The sequence below is a fragment of the Halogranum amylolyticum genome, assembly GCF_900110465.1.
GTDB lineage: Archaea > Halobacteriota > Halobacteria > Halobacteriales > Haloferacaceae > Halogranum > Halogranum amylolyticum.
Window position 1 is genome coordinate 58,680 of the sequence record NZ_FODV01000016.1, and the last position, 23,784, is coordinate 82,463.

The window sequence follows — 23,784 nt, forward strand, 5'->3', positions numbered from 1 at the left end:
CTCCCCTGATCTACAGTGGGACAGAAGCACTTGGGCACATGCTACTCGCGGGACTACCGGGGTATCCACCAATCCTGAATGAACTGGCGGGAGCACTAGTCATTATGATTGTCCTCTGGTTCGTCTGGGGATGGCTATACCACATCACGCGATTCTGACGGCAAGGCCAGAAAAGCGGACGTTTGGCATCCGTCCGGGCCGCTGTAAGCACAGCATCGAACATTCGTCTTCGAAGACGAACACCATCACTGTTGAATTAGACGTAAATTCGCTTTGCGATACCCAGGAAGACGAGGCCTACCAGCACGGCCCCGAAAGGAATCACCACGTTGGTCGGTGCTGGATCCATGTCGTCTCGAAGGTAGTCCCCATCACTATCCGGATCCTGCGGATTCATCTTCTGTTCCACTTCGATGCCATCGCTGACACCGTCGTCGTCTGTGTCGCTCGATAGTGGGGCGGTTCCAGACTCAAGTTCGATTCCATCGTTGAGCCCATCCGAATCACTATCGGCAACCGTAGGGTCAAGACCTTCTTCAAGTTCGAGACCGTCATTAACACCGTCATCATCAGTGTCGGCCTTCGCTGGATTGAGTTCTTGCTCAAGCTCTGACCCGTCGCCTATTCCGTCCTTGTCAGTGTCTCTCGAAAGAGGGTCTAATCGCAGTTCTATCTCAGTGCCGTCGTCGATACCATCCTCATCCGTATCCATCAGAGTTGGATTGGTTGCTGTCTGGTTTAGTTCCACAGGATCATTGAGACCGTCGCCGTCTGTATCAGCTGACGCTGGGGCAAGTCCCTGTTCAACTTCAGGCCCATCCCTGATTCCATCGCTATCAGAGTCGGGTGATAATGGGTTGGCGTCAGCAGCTAATTCATCGCCATCTTTCAATCCATCACCGTCGGTGTCACTCACTACGGGGTCCGTTCCCGCATCCAGCTCATCGCCGTCGTCTAATCCGTCAGTATCTGTATCGCTTGCCAGGGGGTCCGTCTTCCCATTCAGCTCGTCCCTGTCTGGTATTCTGTCCCCATCGGTGTCCGCAGATGCTGGATCAAGCCCCCGCTCGTCTTCCTCACCGTCACTGAGCCCATCTTCATCTGTATCGGAGGCAAGGGGATTCCATCCTCGATCGACTTCTTTTCCGTCAGGAATCCCGTCATTGTCTGTGTCTGGTGTCCCTGCTTCTGTTCCGAGCTCCGATTCCCGTTGGTCAGTGAGTCCATCGCCGTCAGAATCTCTGTGTACTGTCACTGTCGTAGTCGAAACGTCCTCTGCGCCCCATTTATCGACAACTTGTAACCGAATCTTGTGCTCTCCTGGGCTGTTGAACGTCCACGATGCCTGCTTACCCGTGGTTTCGAATGAACCATCACCGTTGAAGTCCCAATTGTATGTTAGGGACTGCCCCTCTGGATCCGTCGATTCACTCCCATCAAAAGCCACATCCCGGCCAACCTGGAGAGAACTCTTTGGAACGTGAATTGAGGCGGTCGGTGCACGGTTCACATCATCTGAGCGAGGTTCGTAAACAACGACGATGGCCTGTTCATCGATTTCTTCATGGAAGACAACATCTCGGTCAATAAGCGTCACTTGAATCTGGATCCGTCCTGAGGTCAGTTCCGCCCGGGCGGTTGAAGTTAATACGTCGAAGGTACCGGAGTAGTCGTTTGTAGCTGACACATCCTCGATAATCTGTTCTTGGTTTTCATTCTCATCAACAACGGAGATCCGAATTCGTGGTTCAATATCCGAGTCATCTTCGTCATTGCATCCATAGCAGGAGGTATCGCCACGGACGACAAGCTTGAAATCGGAATATGCACCGTCACCATCCCGGTCAACTATTTTGATAACTGAGAGGTCATGGATACCTGCACTCGCTGCTGGACTATCGATTGCACTCCCAGCCCCAGACGAAAGAAGACAGAGAGTGACGAGCAGTGCGCTGAGAGTTCCCGACTCTCGAAACCTCATGTCTCACCTTCAATGTATGATGTATGTGCACATACCTCTATCCATAGTCACCGACATGAAACTGTATTTCACTCGGATAGATGGCTTGGGGATTCTATTTAGCTGGCTCTGTTGAAACCCTCTTCTTTAGAGATGTATTCACGTGAATCTACTGCACACTACACATGCGAACTGACCGGCGAAGATTCTATCAGTTGCAAGAGGTTTTTTGACAGTCGTGCGAGATATAGAGCGCGTATCGTTCACTGGTCAGAACGACGCAGGGTTGGTATCAGCGATTCCCAAAAGGTAGCCTCCAAAAGCGAGAATCCAAAGAACGAGTGGATAGACAACCCAGCGCTCGATTCCCCCGCTCCCAAGAAACGCCAGCGGGTGCGGGCCACCGATAACGAGTCCATAGAAGAAGACGCTCACAAGGATGAGAAGAGAGACGGCTCCGAAGAGGCCACAAAGAACGGAAAACGGTCCGGAGACAACCCGTGACGAGAGAACGACTGTGATACCGCCACTAAAGAAGGTCAGAAGCGCGAACAATCCGTGCCACGGAGTCACGTTGCCTGGAAACACGCCGACGCCGAGTATGCTAACTCCAAAAATGACGAGCCCAACCGGGAAGTCACGGCGATCCATGGAGCGATAAACAAAATAGGCGGCAACCAGTACAAGTGCCCCCGTTACCAGCATCGTACTATTAAAGATAGTTGCGGAGGGCTCGTGAATAATCGGATCTGGTGGCCGCGTTGATCCGAGATCACTGATGTCCTGTCGCGTCGAATAATTCGGATAGAGGACTTCTGCCGTGATGATCCCCATGAAAGCAACGAATCCGGACAACACCATACTAAATCCTGCAATCGACACTTCCGAATCCCCGGGTGGTGCCGGAGTTCTATTAGGGGCAGAATCACTCATTGACAAGCAGACGTACTTCGGGTCGGGAGATAAGACTATGCGGAGATAAAATGAGTGCGTCCCTGCTAACTACATCCTCACAATCTTGCACAGTGCTTCTACCAAAATCCGGATAGATCGAGACCGATGCCGGTCTCTACATCCCCTGTACTGAGCTAGGGTGTCATAGAACTCTTCCCACGATGTTGATTACAACCACTTCGATGGTGAATTGGCCGATAAGTAGGGATGCGTATTTACTGTCACTTCTCCGTCGATTCGGAGGTGGGCTTATTCGGAACGACCAATTGGAGATCGTGTTTGCTTGTTTGATAGTGGTTCGAGTCAGCGGCTGCGATACCGCTTCATCACTGACGCGCCGCCGAAGAGGACGAAGAATAGGCCGATTGCGACGACAAGGAGCGGTGCGTTCGACGTGCGGTCTTTTAGAAACGCGGCTCCGGGATTTGCCGGGTCAAGGTAGGCAGTAGCCGACTCGTTGACTGAATATTCATTGAGGACAGAACGGGCCTCCGATTTGGTGTCGTAATTCGGGGAAATAGTTGAGGGGAACACATTCGTGCTTGTGTAACTTGTTCCTTCGTACTCGTAGGTGAAGCGGACTGTTGGGTGGTAGTCCACACTGGTACTACTCCCGGCTGAAGTTGATTCGACACCGAGTTCGGTGATTTCAGCGTTGACTTCAACAGCATCTGCGACGGCATCGGATTGCTGGGTATAGTCATACGCCCCGTAGCCGGTCGCCATGAGGCCAATCACCAGCATGAGAACCGCGCCACGAAATGTACTTGGGCCGTTAATTGAGAGGCCATCGTCACCCATTCTACTTCACCACCGCGTGGTGGGGTTTGACAAAGTGAGAGGGTCTGTGTTGAAACTGCTGACGGACTTCGTGGAGGACGTACACATATTCTGTTCTTGCATTGTAGCTTATCTGTCTTTTCCTCCTGCCATAGGCAACCAGACCAATCTACCGCGACGCTGAAACTGTGCGATTCTGCCGTCGCTCTGTACTCTACTAATTTTACACCTGCCTGCTGTACTGAGCGATGTGTGCTTGCCCTGTACTAGTCGTTAGATTGCTTGGTCAAGATTGTGGACGATACACGCAAGAGCGAGTTCACGGAATTGCTTCCACCAGCGTCGTGAACGGACGAACGCGCCGTACTTCCGCTTGAGCGTTGAGTTGACTGTCTCTGATTGACTCCGTTGGCCGTAGAGGTCAGCGTCTAAGCGTGCATTCCATGCCTTGTGAAGCGATGTGAACTCACGATGCTTGATTAGTGGGCGAATCTCGTGTTGACGGGCAAGCCGTCTGATTTTCTGGTCGTCGTAGCCTTTGTCCCCGAGCAGGATGTCGATAGCTTCGGGGTTGCGTTTGATCAACGAGGGAGCGATCTGGCTATCGTGTTTTCGTGTCGTCGTCACGTGTAGATCGAGGACTGTGTTCACTTTGGAATCGACTAGCAGTGTTACTTTGAGTTGCTGAATCGTGAGTTTGGCTCGTTTCGTGTAGTGTTTCGAGGCGTGACTACGGTCGAATCCCGAAGCATCGATCCCCGCAACGCCGTTGGTCGGGAGCAGTGAAACAGAGAGGTTGAGAAGCACTCGCCAGACGGCCATATCGAGTCTATCGAACGCTTTGCACAGTGTTGATGGGGCAGGCAGTTCAGTGAGATTGATCGCGTTCCGAATACGGGGCATCTCGATGAGCTCGTCAAGAAGTGTCCGGTACGTCGTATCCTTTCGAACTTTGAGACACAGGAGAACGATGTGCTGATGGAGCGTGTAGCGTTGCTTCGAGAACTTCGAGGAGTATCGAGCTACGGCACGTTGCGCTAACTGAAATGCTTCCTCGACAAACCGGAGCAACCGAGACTTTGGGAGGGACTGCATCTACTCAAACTACCGACTGAACCTGTAACTCACTAAGGATTTCAACAGAGCCGCTGATTCTTGAACCCCAGGATGAAGAGGACTCGGTGGAGGTGTGGAATTTGGATGCGGAGTATAAGGCGCGGCCGTATGGACCTCCAAGTTCTTCTGGGCAACCGGTACAGTGGTATCAGCCGGAGTCGTTAGTGATGCCGACTGAGGAGTATTAGCGATTTTGAGTGCTAAGAGGCATCACCAACGGTGTCTATACAGGGATTCCAACGAAGTAGTTTCATATCGCTAGAATTCCAGCCGTGATTGATCAAGAAGTTGCTCAAGCTCGAACAAGGAGTAAATCCGACATTTATATATCTCGTTGAACTTTCAAAATTAAATGGTTTCTGGTGACCAGATGGTCGCCAGTAACCAAACCTGTTCGGAGGTACCAGCAATACTGTCGGGTTTATCTCCCTAATATCGAAAGCGTGCAACGGGCTATTATAAATAGCCGCTCGATGATTGTCCTCGAATCTGAGGTCTACTACCCATTCCCCTGCTACGAGTTCAAACACGCTGCTCAGCCACATCATCGGCGGATGTCATCTTCTCTTCAAGCGGCCGAGCCGCTTCTTTGTAGTCTCTGTATGTCTCTTCAGCCCACGCTCGAACCTCATCAGATGTGGTTTCGATCAATGCTCGGGGGGTCCCTGCTTCGTCAGCTCCAATCTGGATTGTATCGTCGAGAATCCCCAGGTAGTACGGAATGTTGCTGTCGTACACGTAGACATCAAACCAACCGGAGTTGAGCATGTCACGGGTGAGATCTACGAAGTCAGGATCGGACTGGAACGTCTCGGCGACATTTGGCGAGACGACGTGTTCCGCCTCTAGTTGTTCCTGAAGCATCCGACGGTGTTGAACCTCATACGGATGAAGCCCGGTAAGTGGAACGACAGCTCGAAGGTCTGTCGTCTCTTTGAGTTGTTGGACGTGTCGATGCACCATTTTCAGCGGATTTCCGGGCTCAGCAACTGTGAGTTCTGCATCCTGAAGCAACGTCACATCGAAATCCAGGTTGTCTCTCGGCACCCACTGTAAGAACGGTTGCAACTGGGTGGTGGTCGCTGTGGTCTCAGTCAAATTGATGAACTGTTCGACGATGAGTTCCCCGCATGTGGTAATGGCGTAGCGACCATCAGAGACCCGTATCCAGTCCTGCTCGTGCAGGGCGTTGAGATTTCGGGTGACGGTGGTCCGTGCATAGTCGAGTCGCTCCCTGAGTTCGTGCTCTGTCATGTCCCCGTGCTGGCGGAGCGACATGAGAATGTCCACGCGGGCTTGAGAACACGCGAGAAATTCGACTGCCTCTGTTCCCTCCCTCATAGTAGTGTACTGAGAGTGGCAGCATCATAGTTACAAGTCGACTATGCTGAACCGCTGGAACGTTAGTCACTCCCTTGCACGACTGTGCAGGGAGTGTACATCGGTTCAGTGGCAAACCCGACCCGTTAACGGGTCACTGGCCTGTATACCTGCTTCGCAGCCCTCATACTAGTGTGTATAAGATAACATGAAGTGGATTTCTGCCGTCATCTCACACCCTAGACCATGCCAAACGATACCAATGGACAGCGAAACAAAAATCACGAACAGCGGTCGGATAATCATGACCTACGGGATGAACTCGCGCTGTTGCGCCGAACGTTACTGAAGGGTGCGGGCGCGGGTGCGCTTACGGGGATCGGTGTGGATTCTGTGCTTGCTGCACAGTCGAACTCTACGGGCTTCAGTTCGCTTTGGTCTGTTTCTCTCTCAGAGGAAAATACCTCTCTTGTGGTTGGAGACACGGATGGCGATGGAACTGATGAGATTGGAATCGCCGATAAAGGTTCCTTCGGTCCCACACCAACATTTGGAATAATAAAAGAGGGATCGTTTGTCTGGCAAGAATCCAGTGGTGGAGCAATCAATGCCTCAGCAGCGGTAGACGTGACCGGAGATGGAACAGATGAAATCATCTTCGATGGTCGAAGCGGTCTCACATGGGTCCGAGCGTACTCACATGATGGAACGCGGCTGTGGCAGGCAAATCAAGACCGGTTTTCCAGCACAAGGGTTGCCAAGGATGTAGACGGTGATGGGAAAGCAGAGGTGGTTTCCGGCGACGTCATCCCCGGAACGCTATATCTCTGGAATGACGATGGTTCGGTTCTTCTCAAGGGAAGTATCGGCATCAATGACTATACGGACGCGTTTGACTTCGAGGGTGATGGTACGACCGAGTTCTTGCTTGCGAACAATAACGATACTCTCACGCTCGCCGAACAACAGGATCAGAACAACATCTCCAGTGAGTGGACAGCTGGCCCCAGTCCGCTCCGCGATGCACGGTTCACGGATGTTGACGGCGATGGGACGCAAGAAGTGCTTGCCGCCTACAGTAACGGCGAGGTTCATGCGTTCGACCGAACTGATGGAACGACTCTCTGGACAGTCGATACCGGGCTTTCTAGTACCAGATCGCAGATTTTCGACCGAGGGAGAGATTCTCTCGATGCAGTCCTCTGGAGCGAGACAGACATCGTCATCGTTGATGGTGCCACGCAAGAGACGACCGAGGTCAGTATTGATGCGAGCATCGATGGGCCGGTAGACAAGTTCGACGACACTAAGTTCGTCGTCGCCACGTCTGATTACGTCGGGATTGTTGACCCCGCGACTGGCGTGACGGGCCGCCAGTCCGTCAGTCGGTCTGTCGAAGCTCTCGGTGTCGGTGATGTCGATGGAGATGATCAGTTGGAAGTTGTCGTTGGGCACTCCGATGAAGTGATTGCCTACAACCCGACAGTTACAGATGGTTCTGGAGCAAATCAGAGTCCGACTGCTCGCTTCAGTTTTTCTCCAGAAACACCTCTAACGGGCCAAAAATTGACATTCGATGCATCCGATTCAGTGGATCCTGAAGGGTCGATTGTTGAATATCAATGGGATCTTGATGATGATGGAACGTACGAACAGACAGGTGAAACGGCTGAGTATGAATTCAATACTCCTAGCCGACAGACAGTGAACCTCAAGGTGACGGACGACAGTGGGAATACCAGCACAATCAGTCAAGAGATTCTTGTTCGACCCAGTCGCTCAGACATCAATATTGAGTTGACGAACAATTTCGCTGGCGAGAACCGCGAGACTGTCTGGTCGATGGTATATGACGAGGTCGAAAACGCGTTCTCATTCGGTGTCGGTGATAATGAACCAGATGAACAAGAAGCCTACATCAACGTTGACATCGAAATCCAAGTTCCGAACGCCAAAGGGCTTGGTATCGAATCCATCGAACCAACGTTTGAAAGTCCCAAGTGGGACTCTTCGTTTGGTCCTGGGATGGTTTCAATACCCCGTGTAGACAATGAAGTTTTCGAGAAAACTATCCTCATCGCCACAGCGGGTCAGATTGGGCTGAAATTTCTTGAAGGCCTGATGTTGGCTCTCACAGCAATTGGAAAATCAACTAAAGAATTAGGTAGCGCGGTGGAGGCTCGTACCGAGAACTATCCAAATGTTTACCTACGTGAACTCGGCCTTCAATATACGTCGCCAGATAATTCACAAGAAATTAGTGTCGATAAACGGATCCCTCGATATATCGATACGTGTCCAGAAAGCGCTCTCGAATCTCTTGTCACACCAAAACAGTGTAACTTAGAAAGCTTCTCGCAGTCGGACTTGGAAAACGCGAAGGGGGTCATGGCCCTCTCCCCAGTAAACCTTCAAGCGGCTGATGAATCAGGGCGAAAGACGGGGCGGGTACAGACAGAAAATGGATCAGAAACAGTAAATGAAATCCCCGGCGCAATTTATTCAGGCCCACTCCGTGACGAATTCATCATCGTTCCCGGAGACCGCGAGTATACCATGGATGCGATTGGAACTGATAGTGGGGAAGTAACGTTCCTCTTCGACACTATTGACGAGAGGGATCAATCGATAACCACCAGAGAGTATCGTAACCTCTCTGTCTCTGAAGAAACTGTGTTGCAATCTTCGTTTATGGACATAGACGTACGAATTGATGCAGACAGTGATGGAACAGTGGATTCCGAAGTTTCTCCAGATATAGTAACGCAGCGTGAGATCTTGAACTTCTTCTATGAACGGTTGGGCTCTGCTCATGAGCTCCTGCTGCCGCTCCCCCTCACTGTCCGTCCGGAAACACTCAACACGAACTCTCGCGGAAGATGGGTCTCACTGTACATCACACTTCCCAATACGAATCTGGATATATCGCTAGCTGATATTGATATATCCAGTATCACCGTGAATGGTGCTGTAGCTGTGGCAGATAGATTTGTGAGATATCCGAATATCCAAGATCATGTTGACGGTGAACGGTCGGACTTGCTTTTGAAGGTACCACGTGATGAACTCTCCGAAACGCTGATTTCGGGGGACAATGTACCAGTAATAGCGAAAGGACAGATTGGACACCATTCATTTATTAGTGCTGACACTATTCGGGTTCTCGGTTAGTGTTGGATATATTTGGCTCTGGTGAATCCCCATACTGCGGTTGATTTCACGGTATCGGCATCGCTGGGAGATCGAGAGTGGTTACAAGAGTATCAAGCGGTTCATGGCCGCGACGACGTCAAAGAACTTCGTGCTGCGGTTCTTCTACTTCGCGTTCGCATGCCTGCTGTATTCGATTTGGAGATCGGTTGATCTCCTCGTGCAGGTCGAATTGACGGGGGAATACGACCGGTCACCAGTGGTGACGGCAAACAGCGTCCTCACGCTGTCGAAGAAGCAGACAGGGATTGGGTAGACGAACGTCTCGTTTCGACGTCCGCCCTGGTGGTGAGCAGCAGGTCTCTCCTGACGCTTGCTGTGTAGCAGAACGAGGTAGAGTCTCGGAATAAATCGACGTGAGACAGGGAATCGAAGCGACTGCTCTTCCTCAATTCGGCTAAATCCACGCATCAGAGTGCCCTATACCGGATATAGTCTCAACTTCCCACGCTTCTGGGATATAGAGCGTCTACAAACGAATATCGACCGAATGAGACGAAATCAGAGGGATAGTCGGGGCGTGCTACCTATCAATCGCTGTCTGGTGCGAAAAGACGGCTCGAGTAGGAGATAGCAGCCGAATTCACGCGTAGAACGCGAGTCCTGCGGCTTGCCGCAGGCGAGCACAAGGGTGGTCGTCTCTTCAGCCACCTTCGCGGAGTGAGCGCCCGACCGCCCGGACGAATGTCCTGGCGGTCACGACTGGTGGTGAACGAATCTCTCGGTCCGTCCCGACCTTCACCAGGTAGTCGGTGAGCCGCCAGAGATTGTACAGCAACGCCGCGAACGTGAAGATGAACAGCCGCACGCGGTAGTCTTTCGACGAGGTCTTCGGCAGGAACGATTTTATCGACTTATACTGGTTTTCGATATCCCAGCGGCGGCTGTAGCTGTTGGTGACGTGCCTGATTTCGGCGGGATTGACGTGGTCGCGGTTCGTCACGAACACCGCGTAGTTCCCATCAGCGTCGTCACTGGTCGCTGGCACGTACAAGAACTCCGCAGTGTGGTGGAGTTCGCCATCGATGGCGAACGGAACCTTGTGTTTGACAGCCGCATCAACTCCGTCCCTGGTCTTGATCTCCTTGATTGACTCGTAGTCGTCCTCGTACTTCGGCACTGGCGTCGTATACACTAGTCCGCGGTCATGGATCGTCGCGTAGACCTCGTTGCTGTAGAATCCCCGGTCCAACAGCACTTCGTCCAGATCGACGTACTGCTGGGCTCTCTCCAGCAGTACGTCGACCACTTCACCCTTCGAGTCAGACGGTGCATCTTTTGGTTCCCACTCGGAATGTTCTTTGACTGGCTCGATACCCAAGATGAGTGGGACGTTGTTCCCGACGATCGTGATCGTCGCGAACGTGTACCCGTGCTTGATTTCCCCATCATCCTTGTAGCCGCTTACCATCGGCGGATACTCCGCTTTCGGGATCTTCTCGCCCTTGTCAATCCACGGCCAGACATGGTACGGCACGTGTGCGAAATCGACGGCCGCCACGACGTGGCGGTCGTCGAACGGGTCCTCGTGACGAACCGTCCTGAGGATGTTTTCGGTCGCCTCGTCGAACGACGTCATCACAGCGTCACGATATCGTTCGGTGAACGCAACGATATCCTCAATCTGTAGCTCCTGAACCGAGGCAGTCACCTCTTCGTTTGCTGGCGTCGCGAACTGCTTGATCACCCGAAGAAACGTTGAGTCGTCACAAACATCGTTCTCGTCAAGGAACCAGCCAGCTTCCCCTTCTGAGTGAGCGCTGCCTTGCGTGAGGCAGGCAGTGGCGAACAGATCGAGGATCTGTTCGTCCTCGTAGATCCTGTTGTCAGCTCTCCCGGAGTCGAACTCGCCGAAGCCGTGCCTTCGGGCGAGTTCGACCACTTTGCTTCCTTCTTCTCGCACGTGCGCGCGAGATAGTGTCTGCTCGGTCTCATCATCCTCGACATCGTCTTCATCTATGTCGATGGGAACCAATGCGTCGGAAATGACGTCGTTGTCCCGTGCTTCCAGCGCGATTCCTGTTGCGGCGGCGTCGAGCGTGGTCTTGGTTTGCTCACTGAACTGCTCCCAAGCGTAGGAGATGTTCTGTTGGGTCGGTGGCTTCTCCAAGCCGAGTCGTTTCAGCAGCGACGGGCGATTCGCGAGGCGATCTGCGACCTCGCTCTGGGCGAGGTCGTAGATCGTCTGGTAGAGGTAAACCCGTGCCATCGACTCGGTGCCGAAGGTCACCTTGTGTTGCTGTCGAGCGTCAGTGAGTCCGTCCGTTGGAATCGAGACTTCCGAGAGGACACGCCAGAGGTGGTCAGCAGTTTTGCAGAGCTTCTGGGCGTGGATGACGATCGCCCCCGCCAGGGCGGGGGCGTCGTCGGCGACCGCGGGTGTGAGTTCAGCTTCCATCGTGTTCGGAACTCGTGGGAGTGAGCGCCATCAGCGCTTCACATTAGTCGTCAAGAGAAACAGTTAGAAAATATTTGATATGAATAATAATGAAATAAAAACATTATTTATTGACATTGAGAGGATGTTTATTAATAGAAAGATATATTCGCGAAAGCCGATTTGAATCACGCGAGAGCTATTTTCGAAGCTATTCTATTCGTCATGAAGTAGGAAATGAACATGACACATCCGAATAATATAAACACGAACAAGTTTGCTTCAATTCCAACAGTAAATGGACGGATTAATAGTAGTGAGCCGTAGACGACGAGGAGACTGACGACGACGACAACAAGATGACGGGCTTTCTCATTCAGCGCTGCGTGGAAAGATAAGAGTAGACTAACCGCCGCTAGCAAGAGCGCCCAAACACTTGTTGGATCCGGAACCGGGAGCGTCGCTATGAGTGCTATTGGAACGCCAAACACGAGTCCCTTTAATATACTCTTCAGTGTTAGATTACCACTCTCAACACCTAGCTTCCCGGCCGTCACAGCTTTTATTATGTTCATTGGTACTGTGTTTAGCTTGATGAAAAATATGCTTTATGGCGGAGTTAGATACGCTCTATTCTTAACTCATTAATATCGAGTGTTCTGGTTCCGCTTGGGATGTTCCCCGTATAATAGTCAGTTGCTGCCTTGGCAATACCTGACGTTGAACAAGTGAGGCGCACGCCGATGTCGTAGAATGTGTTATCGCTCAGATTCAACTGGACTGCCTGTCTCTTCTGACCTTCTACTGGCCCTCCTACTGTATCCAGTTCGGCATACGTTCTGATGTCATCTTCTGGAGATATATATATATCTCATATAGCGCGCTCCCACCAGCCACGACACCGTTCTCGTAGTAGTCGCAGATGATTCTGTGATCTCCACCGTCACTAATGTAAACATTCCCGTCAGTTTCGACCCATTGCGACACTAACCCTGCGCCAGGAACCGCGGTGAGGGCCTGTAGTCGATTCTTGTCCACGTCGTACTTACTGTCACGGAGGCCAAGGACTCCGCTCCCGCCATCGCGAGCGTAGTTTAGGAAGACTCGCTGGTTGTCCATTGTACTCACCCCCTTGTCACTCGTCTGTTGGGCTGGTGTTGATTTGAGGTCTGATTTTGCCAACGATTCACTTATCTCGTCAGAAACCCGGTTGTAATGACTGAGTATTTCAGAATTTTGTTCTGCAACTTTGGAAATTAGATTGCGTAGTGCTTGTTGCTCCGACACTTCTTCATTGATGACCCGCCTGCAGAACGGCCGCCAGTTTTCCACAACTGCGACTTCCACTCTGGTGTACTTTGTATATCGAGATGCAGTTCACAGATTGTTGATTAGTAGATATTCTCATGTTCTAAGCCCTCTATCGCCGATATTCGAGTCTGGGAATCCACGTTGCTTTAGACCAGTAAAGTAAAGCAACATGATTTTACCAGCCTTAACGCTGTCTGCTCACTCACAAAGAACAACGCGTTGGGAGCGCGGCGATGAATGAGCAACCGACCAAAGAGATTGGTGCATCAGCAGACAGTTTTTGGCGACGATAGCCAACTCGAGGTAATCGAAACGAGCGTCAAAACCTCGTTCGAAGACTCCGGCGCAGAGGTCGATCATCGCGACTGCGAGTCACGACGCGACCAACCAGCGGCGAGCGAGTTCGGCATCGACGACCGACCGGAAGTGACCCGAGCATCTGAGGGCGACCAAGCGACGCTCTTCGCCGAGATCGACGAGAACCAACAGACGATCGCTGTCAACGAGGCGGCCGCTCGCTGCTTGTTCGAGGAGTAACCAACAGATCGGGGCTGGTTCCGGGGATGTTGAGTAACTCATCCCGCGGCGGTATTTGTCCGCCCCTCGTCACCCCCATGCGCCAAGATCGGTATCTAGTCTCAGCTACTCGTAGTAGGGTTTTCGCTCAATCACATCTGCGAAGCCGACTGACTCGCTCACATCAGTGACCTCAACAGTTACGCGTTCACCTTGTTCAGTATCAGGGATGATGAGAACGTATCCACGATCAGTACGGGCAATGCCATCGCCCTGTTCTCCGATATCTTCGATATCAACGGTCCGCTGATCTCCTTTCTCGACCGGTGCGAAGTTCTCCCGATTCTGCACCGCTTCGTGGGTTGACGGAGTGTCATCGGTGGTGTCAGTCGCAAAGACAGCCACGCGGTGAACATCACCCACTTGGACATCGCCTGTTGTCACTTCCTCTTTCGGCACTTCGAGAACGTATGAGCCTCGCTGCTCATCTACTCGGGCGCTGAAGAGGCAAAGTAAGTCATCTGGAATTTGCATATGTAACGCTCGTCTGTGAATCTTGTTGCTCTCTCATCTTAACCTGGTGATTAGCAGTACAGAGGACTCGTCTGCGGCAGCTTTGTGAGCTCAGAATATAGGAACCTAACCAAAGACTGAGAAACCGCTGCTCGCCGGCGAGTTTTTCTGCCCCCGAAGGGTGCGGGGCATTCCAAACTGGAGTGCTCGCGAGAAATTCATGGCGACGAGTGACTACACAGCGGTGTCGTTCGACGACTCCGACACCCGACGTGACGAGATGCACAGTATCATCAAACAGTGGATCAACGACCTTGTCGACTCCGTCGACGACGCACAAACGAGTGTAGAGTTCCAGGAGTGGCTTGACGTGCAACGACAGTTCCACGATTACTCCTACCGGAACACACTGCTCATCAAACAGCAGTGTCCCGAGGCCAGTCGCGTCGCTGGGTACCGAGCGTGGCAAGAGGAGTTTGACCGCTACGTCGAGGAAGGTGAACAAGCCATCTGGATCTGGGCACCCATTATCACCAAGCGGTGTCCCGAGTGTGAGAACTCACCGAGCTACCACGCCAACACCGACTGTGAGTACGACGCAACACCACCTGAAGAGTGGTCGAGAGGACTCGTCGGGTTCAGACCCGCACCGGTATTCGACATCTCGCAGACCGACGGCGAACCACTTCCCGACCTCGAGACGGCCGCGACAGGTAACGCTGGCAATCTCGTGTCCCAGCTGACTGACGCCGCTGATGAACTTGGTGTGACGGTCCGAATTGTCCCTGAAGAGGAGTGGTCCCACGGGAGTGCACGGGGTATTTGCCAACGACTGAGCCTCATCGACGTCCAGCCACTTGTCGAGGTCAAGGATCGGGCGAACGAGGCCGACCTTGCACGGACGTTGGTTCACGAGTACGCGCACGCGCTGTTGCATTTCGAGTGTGTTGGCGACGGGAGCAACGCGACGGGAAGGCGACGAAGATTCCGGTAGTGCCTGGGGTGGGGTCGTTTGCGTCGTCAACGGACCCCGAAACGTGGGCAGACTTCGAGACTGCAGTTGCGTATCTCGAACGTGGCCGGGCCGATGGAGTCGGCTTTGTGTTCACCGAGGAGGACCCCATCGTCGGCGTCGACCTTGACGACTGTCGTGATCCCGAGAGTGGTGACGTCGACGACGATGCACAGGACATCATCACTCGGTTGGAGTCCTACACGGAAGTGTCGCCGTCGGGAACCGGGTATCACGTCTTGATTCAGGGTGCACTACCCGACAGACGCAACCGACGAGGGAAGATCGAGTGCTACGACACAGCGCGATTCTTCACCGTCACCGGCGACCGAGTGACAGGGACACCAACAGCGGTGTCGCAGAGACAAGACGCCCTGGAAGCAATCCACCGAGAGTACATCGCTGAAGAGTCGACGCAAGCGACGGACACCCTGACGGGTGTAACAGAACACGAGGAGTCCTCATCCAACACCTCACTGAACGACGACACCCTCCTCGAGAAAGCGAGCAACGCCTCGAACGGAGCGAAGTTCGATCGGCTGTGGAACGGGTCGACGAGCGGCTACGACAGTAACTCGGAAGCGGACATGGCGCTGTGCTGTCTGCTGGCCTTTTGGAGCGGCGGCGACACGGCTCAGATGGACCAGCTGTTCCGCCAGTCGGGGCTGATCCGCGAGAAGTGGGACGAAGTGCACTACGCCGACGGGTCGACGTACGGAGAGAAAACGATCGAGCGTGCGGTCGAACGGACGTCGGAGTTCTACGAACCACGGTCGAAGGCGGAGGCAGAGACTGACACACCCACCAGCGATGGCGACGACGTCGACAACACGCGTAGTCGAGCATACCTCGTGGAGAAAAATCGGTTGTTGCGAGAGCGTGTGAATAGCCTTGAGGCATCGCTCGACAAGCGAGACGAGCGTATCGAGGAACTCGAGGCAGAAGTAGCACGGCTCACCAATGTCGATACAGCGCAGACCGGAACCTCCGATGTTGTCGACGTCGACGACGATAGACGCACGGAGGCGACCAATGACGAGACAGAGTCAGAGACGTCGTCGCTGTGGGGACGAACGAAGCGATTGCTTGGAACAGATTCTGAGTAACTCCACGATAGCGCCCACAGACGTTTAAGTTACCACAGCGCAATCCTTTAGCTATGGCCACGGATCTCACCGAACGGGTGCAAGAAATCGCCGAAGCGCGGGGCCTCCCCGAGTCAGAGATCCTCGAACAGGCGTTAGAACGCGGCGTCGAAGATCTCTGGGTCGACCTCGTCCTCTCGCGATACGTGAACGACGAAATCGACCGCGAAACAGCGATTGGTCTCGTCGGCCGTGACCGTGTCAAGCGGGCAGAGCGGGAGTTACAGGCCGTCGAAGACGACGTTCGGTGGGGACTGAATGCGTGATTCTCGCGGTTGCTGATGCAGGCCCCGTTATTCACCTCGATGAGATAGACGCACTTGCGTTGCTCTCGGCCATCGATGAATTACTGATTCCACAGACCGTCTACCAAGAGGTTGAGGCAGGCACGGTTCCACCTGCGCTCGAATCCGTTGAGTACGAACTCGTCGAGAGCGACGCAACTAACCTTGACGTCGATTTGGACCCTGGTGAAACAGCTGCACTCGCGGTCGCATCTGAACGCGCTGCAGTACTCCTGACGGACGACCTGGCAGCGCGAGACGCTGCGAACGACCGTGATGTCGAAGTACATGGATCGATTGGTGTTCTCGTACTCGTATACGCCCGTGGAGAACTCGAGAAGGCAGAAGCGGCCGAGCTGATGCGGGCACTTCAGACCGAAACGAGTCTGTTCATCACTGACGCTGTCGTTGAGCAAGGTATTGCACTGCTCGATGAAACGTAGCGTGAGCAACCATTAGAGCAAGTCCGGCAACGGAAACAAGGGACACGATGAGTGAGAGAATAGCGGCCTTGTGGAAGCAAGCGATGGAAGCCGAGAGTGACGCAGCCGAAGTGCAAGCACAGCTCGCGGAACTCAACCACGAACTGCAGTGGGATCGCGAAACCTTGCGTGAAGACAGTTTGTCCGACTGAACACCGTAGGTATCGGAAGCGAACAGGTACACCAAGACACTGACCAGGCTAAACTTCAGTCCCCGGTGTGAACTCGGTCAACTCTTCGATTCGGCGTTCGAGTGCCTCGACTTCCTCGCGTAACTGCTCGGCTTCCGGATCGTCACTTGCAGTGAGTCGATCTTTCAGCCCTTGGAGTCGCGTTTGCTTGTGTTCGTCGTCGACGTCGGCTTTCCGGACGTACGCCCGTTCTTCGATATCGTACACTGCCGACTCCGAACGGTCGGTCACGTCGAGTGCCTCATCGACTTTCCCGCGATCGACATCCAAAACCTGTTCGCGAGGGACCCTGCGTCTTCGAGAACACGCAGCACGTCCTTGTCGTCCTTGAGGCTACGATTACGTCGCGTTGTTCGTTGGACGGATCCGTACTGACCGTGGACGGGCTGGTCGTGATGGAGTCGGTCAAGCAGGAGTTCCCGGACCGACTGACGGAGGTCACCAGCGTTGCGCTGGACATCCGAACACAGCGTGTAGAGATTGATGACTACTCTGTTCGAAGCCGAGAACTGTTTTGATGATCCGAGTGAAATACGGCAGCTGTTTCACTTCTCTCGTACTACGCGATCGTATGGAGTACGATATCGGGATGGACGAACCGGTGAGCATGGCCGTGATCCGAGCGGTGAGTGCCGTTGAAGGACGAGACCCACTCTCCCTCCCACCGCTCGCGAACGTCATCGATACCGATGCGTTAGATGCCCTGTTCAACCCCCGATGTGACGGCACGGCACGAACCGGTGGACGGCTCTCGTTCGTCTATAGCAACTGTCGGTTCACCATCGACAACGGGGAGTATCTCACGTTCCAACTGCTCGAAAATCGTTCCTCCCCAGACGAGTACTCACGACGGGGATAGCGGATACACTACGTGCCGGTGGTCCGAACCATCTCACAGGGGCTCAGGAAGCTGGGTCACGAACGGGTATGAGACCCTGAGCCATGAGCCGGCGAGCAATCACAACGAGCCCGTTCCCGAACCCTTCGCCGAAAATCGCTTGTTCCTCCTTTGTCTCGGGCATAATCGAACTCACCAAGATCGACCCACGGTCAACCAACAGAAGCCGACCGATTGCCGTGTCATCTTCGGTGGCGTTCTCGCCGTGCAACCATTCCAGGCCCGAAACGAACGTCATGGCGGCCGGCACAGCCGCGTGAACCTCCTCTTGCAGTGACGGCGTCAACGTCCCGATGATCAACTCGATGTCGTCCTCAACCTCGTTGAGGGTCTCGATGAGATCCTCTGTCAACAGCGATTCATCACCGATAACGAGCACGATCTCGTCCGTCGCCGTCCCGATGAGTTGCTCCGTCCGGTTCTCGATCGCGTCCTGCCCGGCCATTGACCACACTTCTTGGACGGACGACTCATCGTCCTCATCCACGATTTCGACCGTCGCGAGGGCATCGTGAAGGCGCTCGACACGCTCCTCGTACTGGTCGCGGAGCGTTTCGGTTGCCTCCTCCAGCGAGACTGCACGAAACTGCTGTGGACTCGAATGCTGAATTTCGACCAGCCCCTGGGCCTCGAGGACTCGTATCGCATCATAGACCCGAGTCCGGGGAACCTCAGTTAGATCGCTGAGTTTCTTGGCGGTACCCGTATTGAGACGAGTCAATCCGACGAAGCATCGGGCCTCGTATTCTTTCAAACCGAGTTGTTGGAGGACCTCGATTGCTTCCTCCACGTTTGCCTCTGTATCCATGTGTCCCAACCTCCTGGGGAGTCCCAGGCGTTCACTACTTATTCTCTCCCGTGACGGATAGGTATTGTCACTCCCGATATGACGGCCTGTCGTCTCGGTATTGCTAATCGCTGGTCTGAAAGTGATTTCCAGTCCCTTCTCATGGACTCGCTGCTATCGGTGTAACAATTATAGAGACAACAATAGACTCACTGGATTCACTATATGAGTGTCCAAGAAATCCGATAGCGACATTGTAACCCGTTTAATCACAAAAGAGATATACGGAATGGGGGATAAGCATTTAACCGGCACGTAGGCCAGTTCTGTGTCCCAACCACATTACGCTGCGTGTCGGTTCGGCCACCTTACGTGGCCGATTTCGTGTGACTGGACAGAAGAAACACAATGAGTATCGATCCAATCGAGGACCAACAGTCTGCAGCGGTCGAGCAACTCGAACGGTTCGGGTTGAGTGCCTACGCCGCACGGACGTTCGTCGAACTCATATCTACACTAACGTCCGGAGGCAGATACGTCACCGGCCCCAGTCCTCGGCATAGACTGCTCGCGCTCGCCAACCGTACCGATACCCCGCCGTAATTCGAGTGCGCTCGCGTACTCGGCCTGCAGAGCATCCCGACGATTGCGCCGTCCTCCTCGACGAGGGCGTACGACGTTTTCGCAGTGCCGAGTTCGACGAGTGCGTCGAAGGCGTCCGCCGTCGCCTGCACGGCTTCTTTCGCGCACGGACCAGTCAGCACGGCGTGCTCTGTGGCGCGGAATACGGGTCGATCTCTTGCGTCCCATGCTTACTTCACGCTCTTCTGAGATAGCAGCGTTTCCATCGAGTCAGCAAACGCTGGATATTGGATTCAAACCCCGTCGAGTGGAAACCCCGGTACAGTAAGTGGGCAATTCGCACTCGACTCGAATCCGATGAGCCAGTGCATAATTACAGATCAACGGCTCTGTTGAATCCCTTCAGCGTTGACATTCGGGAGGGGCGCTCTTCCCCTCGGTTTTACTGACTGCAGTTAGAAACTAGCTTCTCAGAAAATCGCAAGACAGCGAGAGGTTTTCAACAAAGCCGGCGCGTTCTCAATTGGACCAGTGGACGAGAAGTCCCGGATGGAAGCGTACACTGAACTGTTCGAGGGTGACGACCCCCTCCTCTCCCCCGAAGAGGTGCAACTGCTCGATGCGCTCGACTCCGAACTGGAGCGGGAGGGCGGCGATGGTGTCTGGGGAACCGATCGGTACGGCATTCACACGGCGGGGACCTCGAGTTCGGATACCTCACTCGGTGTGGTCTGCGTGTATCATCCGCAGATCACCAAAGATTCTGTCCTCCGAGGGGCCGACGAACTCGACGACGAGACCGAAGAGCGACTCAACGCTGCACTCTGGCAATACAGCGAGCGCGTCGCGACACTCATCGAAACGAAACTCGACGAGTTCGTCCGTCAGGCCCAGCGGTAAGCCCCGATCAGATCCACTTCGGGTGATCGCGCACATCTATCTGGATCCAGCTAGAGTGCCCTGCCGTCGACAGCGCGGCGGAGATTACACGCTTGCGACGGACTCGTTCATGAATGCGAACGCCATCTCCTTCGCTGTCTCCAGGTCGACGGCGGTTCCAAGGTCGCCGTCCCGCCCGAGTGATGCACGCTGTATTTCCAGACGTTCTCTCCGTCGATGACTTCATTAATGTACACTGCACTTCTGGTGTGTTCCTGGCGATAGCGAACCGTAGTGTAGTCTCGACCCATGACTTCGTCGTGTGTCGTCCGCTCGGTTTCCAGCACCAAACCTGTCGGGAGGTTCTGTTCAGAAGTCATGCTCCGTCACCGGCGTGGGCGGCACCCTCGGGTGCCCCGTCCTTGACCGCCTTGGCCTGTTGCTCTAGCTCCTCGATGTCCAACTCAGCGGCCTGGTCGATTTCGCCGAGGATCTCCCTGATATCGTCGAGCCCGATGAGTTCGCGCGTCTCGGCGTCGAATTGCAGGCTGTCTAGCTGGTGTCCGTTGGCCGCCACGTCACTGCCCGTGAGGTGCTTGCCGTAGCGACCCACCAGCGAGGTGAGTTCCTGCGGGAGGACGAACGTCGTCGACTCGCCCTGCCCGATCGCCTCGAGCGTGTCCATCCCTTTATCGATGATGGCGCGTTCGCCCATCGACTCAGCGGATTTCGCGCGCAGCACCGTCGAGATCGCGTCGCCCTGTGCCTCGAGGATCTGGCTCTGTTTTTCGCCCTGCGCTCGAATGATGTTCGACTGCTTGTCTCCTTCGGCTTTCTCGACGGCACTCCGGCGTTCGCCCTGTGCTTCGAGGATCGTGGCCCGGCGTCTCCGCTCCGCGCCGGTTTGCTGTTCCATCGCTTGCTGCACCTCCTGGCTGGGGTTGACCTCCCGAACCTCGACTGACTCGACGCGAATCCCCCATTCGTCGGTGGGTTCGTCTAGTTCCTTGCGGATGCGAGCGTTGATCTCCTGGCGCTTGTTCAGCGTGTCGTCCAGTTCCATGTCGCCGATTACCGCCCGGAGCGTGGTCTGGGCGAGGTTCGAGACTGCCGTCTTGTAGTCTTCGACCTCGAGGAAGGCCTTCTTCGCATCCATCACGCGGAGGTAGACGACGGCATCCGCTGTCACAGGCGAGTTGTCCCGCGTGATCGCCTCCTGTCGGGGCACGTCCATTGTCTGGGTACGCATGTCAAACGTGTACGTGCGCGAGACGAACGGGGGGATGAAGTTGATTCCCGGTTCGAGCAAGCCGCGGTACTCGCCGAACACGGTGAGCGCCTGTTTATCGTAGGCATCGACGATCCGCACCATCTGCCAGACCGTTACCACTGCCAGCACCAGTACGAGCAGGCCAACGATCGTGAATACAGGAGTGGCAATCTGCAGTGGGGCCGAGTCGTACATGTGTTCCACATTCACTCCGTGGCTGTATCAAAGGACGATATTTTCAGATGCATCCGATTTTTCATTATGTGAGTTACAAACCCGGCCAGGGCAGGGCTGGCAAAGCGAACTTCGACAATCCACTCACAACCCTGTATGGACGGAGAACACTTGAGGTGTGATAGCATATGATACGATATGTCGGCGACGGATTCGATCAGCGTCGGGGTGTTGAGCCTGCACAATAGCAAAGAGACGAAAGCGATCCTCAATGCAGTCGAGGATCTCGGACACGAGCCAGTCTGGCTGCGCGAAGAGAACAGCACCATCCGAATCCACTCCAACCATGTCAATCCGGAACCCGCTGTCGATGTGCTCGTCAACCGACTCCTCCTGACGAACACTGACCTCCCTGAGGAACAACTGGGATTACTCCAGAGCTATGCTCAGTACCTCACAAAGCATCCTCGGCTAGCTGTTTCTGAAGCCTGAGTTCTGTGGCGGAGCGGTTGCACTGGCGGTCTCGACGAGAGAATCTTGGGCGAACCGACGGAGAGCCGTCGCTGTCGGCGGCGGCTGCCGCCGACGCGACAGCGTCGCCACTCCCGCTGGAGGCTGTCTGGGTGGTGATTACCGGACAAACCGGTCGTCTGGTGGCCGGTTTGCGGGGACGGCCCGACGCGTCGCGAGGGCCGTCCACACTGCCCGTTGGACCATGTTGATGAACTCCTTGAACGGCCACCACCAGAGGCGACGCCCGCCTCGGCGGGGCGTCGCCACGAACTCGTAGTGGAGATACCGCCACACGTTCTGCAAGAGTAAGCTCACCACAACGTACAGCAATCTCACCGCCGCATCTCGTGTTGTTGTCGTCGCTATCGCTTGCTCCGACAACCGATAGCTCGACTCGATACCGAAGCGTGTCGCGTAGTGGTATCGAGCGTCTCGCGGTGTCTCGATGAACGGCGCGTCAGCGGCGTAGCCGTGACGCGCCACGCCGTGGTCGTCGTACCGTCCATTCAGGTACGTGCAATCGATGTAGACCGGAAACTCGACGGTCCAGCTGTGACCGTCGAGTTTCCCTATCAGATCGTGCTCGATGACGCGGCTCCACCCTTTCGAGAGTTCTTGCTGAATCGTTTCACCCCACTGAATGATCGGGACAACGTAGGCGTAGTTGTGCACCTGTAACAGCGTGAGACACTTGCTGTCGTAGAATCCGCGATCAAGGTAGACGGCCTTGACCTCATAGTGAGTAAGAGAAGTATTGCAACTACGAATCCATCGATTCGTACTCCAAAAGGGTCGGAACGGGCGCTTACAATTGGCCTACTCCCAGGACTTAGCTTGCGAACTAAGTGTCAAGGCCGTCGAGGAGGCCAAGAAACTCTGCGAGGACACTGCTGGCGGTGTCGCCGTCTGGAGACGGCACACCGCCAGGGTGTAGCGTTTGTTCTTCACGCGTGCGTAGAGTGTGGCGGAGGCGTGGAATGCAGTTGTTCCACGTTTCGCTTGCGAGTTCGCTGTGAGGACGAACGAAGATGTCATTAGATACACAAGATCAGGAGTGTACAATAGCGAGTCTCCAGACGGTCCACCACCGTTCGATGACGCGTTTCGTGGTGACGACGTCGAGCAGCGCGTCTATCCTCCAGACTCGTGAACGTCTCATGCTCGCCCGAGAGCTTAGGAAACAGTGGAGTTAACCAACGGAAATTGCACAATTCCGGTACTGTTGGTTAACAGGATGGCAAGCGCTCAATGTCTCGATTTTTATGGCCCTTGTCGGGACGCGTCACGGAGTGAGTCGGAGCCCGTTCGTCGATTCATAGACGTACCCCTTCAGCAACAACTGCTCGAGAAGGTCCTCCGCCTCTGGCCGCTCGAAGCCACCATCAGTGAGGAGATCGACAGCTGCGTCGTGCGTAATCGTCCCGTCCTCATCGCTCCCCTGCGTGATCAGTTCCAGCGCAGTTTGCTGTGACGGCGTCAACGGGGTTGACGAATGCCGCATTATTCGTGT

At 54.4% G+C, this 23,784-nt stretch carries 18 protein-coding genes and 9 pseudogenes; 12 read left to right on the top strand and 15 right to left on the bottom strand.

The features are described 5' to 3' along the window. Positions 1-256 precede the first annotated feature (256 nt). The 5 genes from BSG17_RS19705 to BSG17_RS19725 all read right to left on the bottom strand — a co-directional run bounded on the left by BSG17_RS19705 (position 257) and on the right by BSG17_RS19725 (position 6,151). Positions 257-1,981, bottom strand: a complete 1,725-nt coding sequence (locus tag BSG17_RS19705) for a PKD domain-containing protein (protein WP_089827136.1) — start codon at positions 1,979-1,981, stop codon at positions 257-259. A 249-nt stretch (positions 1,982-2,230) separates the two neighbouring features. Next, positions 2,231-2,893 carry a DUF998 domain-containing protein gene (locus tag BSG17_RS19710; protein ID WP_170864886.1) on the bottom strand — a complete coding sequence of 221 codons (663 nt, stop codon included), beginning with the start codon at positions 2,891-2,893 and terminating at the stop codon, positions 2,231-2,233. A gap of 324 nt (positions 2,894-3,217) precedes the next feature. After that, a complete protein-coding gene (locus BSG17_RS19715; protein WP_089827138.1) occupies positions 3,218-3,715 on the bottom strand; it encodes a DUF3592 domain-containing protein in 498 nt (165 codons plus the stop codon). Between the two features lie 252 nt (positions 3,716-3,967). After that, positions 3,968-4,789 (bottom strand): IS5 family transposase, encoded by an 822-nt coding sequence (locus BSG17_RS19720; RefSeq protein WP_089827139.1) that lies wholly within the window; start codon positions 4,787-4,789, stop codon positions 3,968-3,970. A 543-nt stretch (positions 4,790-5,332) separates the two neighbouring features. Then, the gene (locus BSG17_RS19725; protein WP_089827140.1) at positions 5,333-6,151 is read right to left on the bottom strand and encodes a helix-turn-helix transcriptional regulator; all 819 of its coding nucleotides are present in this window, start codon (positions 6,149-6,151) and stop codon (positions 5,333-5,335) included. A gap of 225 nt (positions 6,152-6,376) precedes the next feature. Here BSG17_RS19725 and BSG17_RS19730 point away from each other — a divergent pair, with 225 nt between their 5' ends. Next, positions 6,377-9,301, top strand: coding sequence for a PKD domain-containing protein (locus BSG17_RS19730; protein WP_089827141.1), 2,925 nt, complete (start codon positions 6,377-6,379; stop codon positions 9,299-9,301). 52 nt (positions 9,302-9,353) lie between these two features. Continuing rightward, positions 9,354-9,596, top strand: a pseudogene (locus tag BSG17_RS19735) (transposase); the annotation flags it as partial. Positions 9,597-9,983: 387 nt separating this feature from the next. Here BSG17_RS19735 and BSG17_RS19740 read toward each other — a convergent pair. The 3 genes from BSG17_RS19740 to BSG17_RS26295 all read right to left on the bottom strand — a co-directional run bounded on the left by BSG17_RS19740 (position 9,984) and on the right by BSG17_RS26295 (position 13,064). Continuing rightward, positions 9,984-11,738, bottom strand: coding sequence for a transposase (locus BSG17_RS19740; RefSeq protein ID WP_089827142.1), 1,755 nt, complete (start codon positions 11,736-11,738; stop codon positions 9,984-9,986). A gap of 167 nt (positions 11,739-11,905) precedes the next feature. Continuing rightward, a complete protein-coding gene (locus tag BSG17_RS26290; RefSeq protein ID WP_139246720.1) occupies positions 11,906-12,292 on the bottom strand; it encodes a hypothetical protein in 387 nt (128 codons plus the stop codon). 238 nt (positions 12,293-12,530) lie between these two features. Then, entirely contained in the window at positions 12,531-13,064 is a 534-nt protein-coding gene (locus BSG17_RS26295; protein ID WP_139246721.1) for a hypothetical protein, read from the bottom strand. Positions 13,065-13,265: 201 nt separating this feature from the next. Here BSG17_RS26295 and BSG17_RS19750 point away from each other — a divergent pair, with 201 nt between their 5' ends. Further along, positions 13,266-13,565, top strand: a complete 300-nt coding sequence (locus BSG17_RS19750) for a hypothetical protein (RefSeq protein WP_089827144.1) — start codon at positions 13,266-13,268, stop codon at positions 13,563-13,565. A 105-nt stretch (positions 13,566-13,670) separates the two neighbouring features. Here BSG17_RS19750 and BSG17_RS19755 read toward each other — a convergent pair whose 3' ends face one another. Continuing rightward, a complete protein-coding gene (locus BSG17_RS19755) occupies positions 13,671-14,078 on the bottom strand; it encodes a TRAM domain-containing protein (RefSeq protein WP_089827145.1) in 408 nt (135 codons plus the stop codon). A gap of 199 nt (positions 14,079-14,277) precedes the next feature. Here BSG17_RS19755 and BSG17_RS19760 point away from each other — a divergent pair. The 4 genes and pseudogenes from BSG17_RS19760 to BSG17_RS19775 all read left to right on the top strand — a co-directional run. After that, positions 14,278-15,024 (top strand): annotated as a pseudogene (locus BSG17_RS19760) (DUF955 domain-containing protein); the annotation flags it as partial. Further along, positions 15,000-16,035, top strand: a pseudogene (locus BSG17_RS19765) (phage NrS-1 polymerase family protein); the annotation flags it as partial. The pseudogenes BSG17_RS19760 and BSG17_RS19765, both read left to right, overlap by 25 nt. 193 nt (positions 16,036-16,228) lie before the next feature. Beyond that, positions 16,229-16,480 carry a ribbon-helix-helix protein, CopG family gene (locus tag BSG17_RS19770; protein ID WP_089827146.1) on the top strand — a complete coding sequence of 84 codons (252 nt, stop codon included), beginning with the start codon at positions 16,229-16,231 and terminating at the stop codon, positions 16,478-16,480. Next, on the top strand, positions 16,477-16,941 hold the full coding sequence (locus BSG17_RS19775; RefSeq protein WP_089827147.1) for a PIN domain-containing protein: 465 nt from the start codon (positions 16,477-16,479) through the stop codon (positions 16,939-16,941). The genes BSG17_RS19770 and BSG17_RS19775 overlap by 4 nt, the downstream gene beginning before the upstream one ends. A 239-nt stretch (positions 16,942-17,180) precedes the next feature. Here the strand turns inward: BSG17_RS19775 and BSG17_RS19780 are convergent. Next, positions 17,181-17,659: pseudogene (locus tag BSG17_RS19780) on the bottom strand (hypothetical protein); the annotation flags it as partial. Positions 17,660-17,742: 83 nt separating this feature from the next. Here BSG17_RS19780 and BSG17_RS19785 point away from each other — a divergent pair. Beyond that, positions 17,743-18,030: a DdfA family disk-determining factor gene (locus tag BSG17_RS19785; RefSeq protein WP_089827148.1), complete on the top strand. Its 288-nt coding sequence runs from the start codon at positions 17,743-17,745 to the stop codon at positions 18,028-18,030. A gap of 43 nt (positions 18,031-18,073) precedes the next feature. Here the strand turns inward: BSG17_RS19785 and BSG17_RS19790 are convergent, their stop codons facing one another. After that, a complete protein-coding gene (locus BSG17_RS19790) occupies positions 18,074-18,877 on the bottom strand; it encodes a TrmB family transcriptional regulator (protein WP_089827149.1) in 804 nt (267 codons plus the stop codon). Positions 18,878-19,264: 387 nt separating this feature from the next. Between BSG17_RS19790 and BSG17_RS28710 the strand changes: the two genes are divergently transcribed. Continuing rightward, entirely contained in the window at positions 19,265-19,459 is a 195-nt protein-coding gene (locus BSG17_RS28710) for a hypothetical protein (protein WP_089827150.1), read from the top strand. A 502-nt stretch (positions 19,460-19,961) separates the two neighbouring features. Further along, positions 19,962-20,338, top strand: a pseudogene (locus tag BSG17_RS19800) (DUF7539 family protein). Positions 20,339-20,693: 355 nt separating this feature from the next. Here the strand turns inward: BSG17_RS19800 and BSG17_RS19810 are convergent. Further along, entirely contained in the window at positions 20,694-21,782 is a 1,089-nt protein-coding gene (locus BSG17_RS19810) for an SPFH domain-containing protein (RefSeq protein ID WP_089827152.1), read from the bottom strand. A gap of 177 nt (positions 21,783-21,959) precedes the next feature. Between BSG17_RS19810 and BSG17_RS19815 the strand changes: the two are divergent. Continuing rightward, positions 21,960-22,205, top strand: a pseudogene (locus BSG17_RS19815) (RimK/LysX family protein); the annotation flags it as partial. A 186-nt stretch (positions 22,206-22,391) separates the two neighbouring features. On the opposite strand, the pseudogene BSG17_RS19825 reads toward BSG17_RS19815, so the two are convergent. Then, a pseudogene (locus BSG17_RS19825) lies at positions 22,392-23,006 on the bottom strand (ISH3 family transposase); the annotation flags it as partial. A 108-nt stretch (positions 23,007-23,114) separates the two neighbouring features. After that, positions 23,115-23,282, bottom strand: a pseudogene (locus BSG17_RS26305) (ISH3 family transposase); the annotation flags it as partial. 46 nt (positions 23,283-23,328) lie between these two features. Between BSG17_RS26305 and BSG17_RS28715 the strand changes: the two are divergent. Beyond that, positions 23,329-23,409 (top strand): annotated as a pseudogene (locus tag BSG17_RS28715) (DUF7342 family protein); the annotation flags it as partial. 147 nt (positions 23,410-23,556) lie between these two features. Here BSG17_RS28715 and BSG17_RS19830 read toward each other — a convergent pair. Next, the coding region (locus BSG17_RS19830; RefSeq protein WP_244531626.1) for a hypothetical protein at positions 23,557-23,784 on the bottom strand (228 nt) is incomplete at its 5' end.

Excerpts from the sequence above, each read along its gene's own strand:
- BSG17_RS19730 (WP_089827141.1), top strand. The coding sequence starts at position 6,377 with ATGCCAAACGATACCAATGGACAGCGAAACAAAAATCACGAACAGCGG.
- BSG17_RS19755 (WP_089827145.1), bottom strand. The coding sequence starts at position 14,078 with ATGCAAATTCCAGATGACTTACTTTGCCTCTTCAGCGCCCGAGTAGAT.
- BSG17_RS19710 (WP_170864886.1), bottom strand. The coding sequence starts at position 2,893 with ATGAGTGATTCTGCCCCTAATAGAACTCCGGCACCACCCGGGGATTCG.
- BSG17_RS19715 (WP_089827138.1), bottom strand. The coding sequence starts at position 3,715 with ATGGGTGACGATGGCCTCTCAATTAACGGCCCAAGTACATTTCGTGGC.
- BSG17_RS19725 (WP_089827140.1), bottom strand. The coding sequence starts at position 6,151 with ATGAGGGAGGGAACAGAGGCAGTCGAATTTCTCGCGTGTTCTCAAGCC.
- BSG17_RS19750 (WP_089827144.1), top strand. The coding sequence starts at position 13,266 with ATGAGCAACCGACCAAAGAGATTGGTGCATCAGCAGACAGTTTTTGGC.
- BSG17_RS19740 (WP_089827142.1), bottom strand. The coding sequence starts at position 11,738 with ATGGAAGCTGAACTCACACCCGCGGTCGCCGACGACGCCCCCGCCCTG.
- BSG17_RS19705 (WP_089827136.1), bottom strand. The coding sequence starts at position 1,981 with ATGAGGTTTCGAGAGTCGGGAACTCTCAGCGCACTGCTCGTCACTCTC.
- BSG17_RS19810 (WP_089827152.1), bottom strand. The coding sequence starts at position 21,782 with ATGTACGACTCGGCCCCACTGCAGATTGCCACTCCTGTATTCACGATC.
- BSG17_RS19785 (WP_089827148.1), top strand. The coding sequence starts at position 17,743 with ATGGAGTACGATATCGGGATGGACGAACCGGTGAGCATGGCCGTGATC.
- BSG17_RS19720 (WP_089827139.1), bottom strand. The coding sequence starts at position 4,789 with ATGCAGTCCCTCCCAAAGTCTCGGTTGCTCCGGTTTGTCGAGGAAGCA.
- BSG17_RS19790 (WP_089827149.1), bottom strand. The coding sequence starts at position 18,877 with ATGGATACAGAGGCAAACGTGGAGGAAGCAATCGAGGTCCTCCAACAA.
- BSG17_RS19770 (WP_089827146.1), top strand. The coding sequence starts at position 16,229 with ATGGCCACGGATCTCACCGAACGGGTGCAAGAAATCGCCGAAGCGCGG.
- BSG17_RS26290 (WP_139246720.1), bottom strand. The coding sequence starts at position 12,292 with ATGAACATAATAAAAGCTGTGACGGCCGGGAAGCTAGGTGTTGAGAGT.
- BSG17_RS28710 (WP_089827150.1), top strand. The coding sequence starts at position 19,265 with ATGAGTATCGATCCAATCGAGGACCAACAGTCTGCAGCGGTCGAGCAA.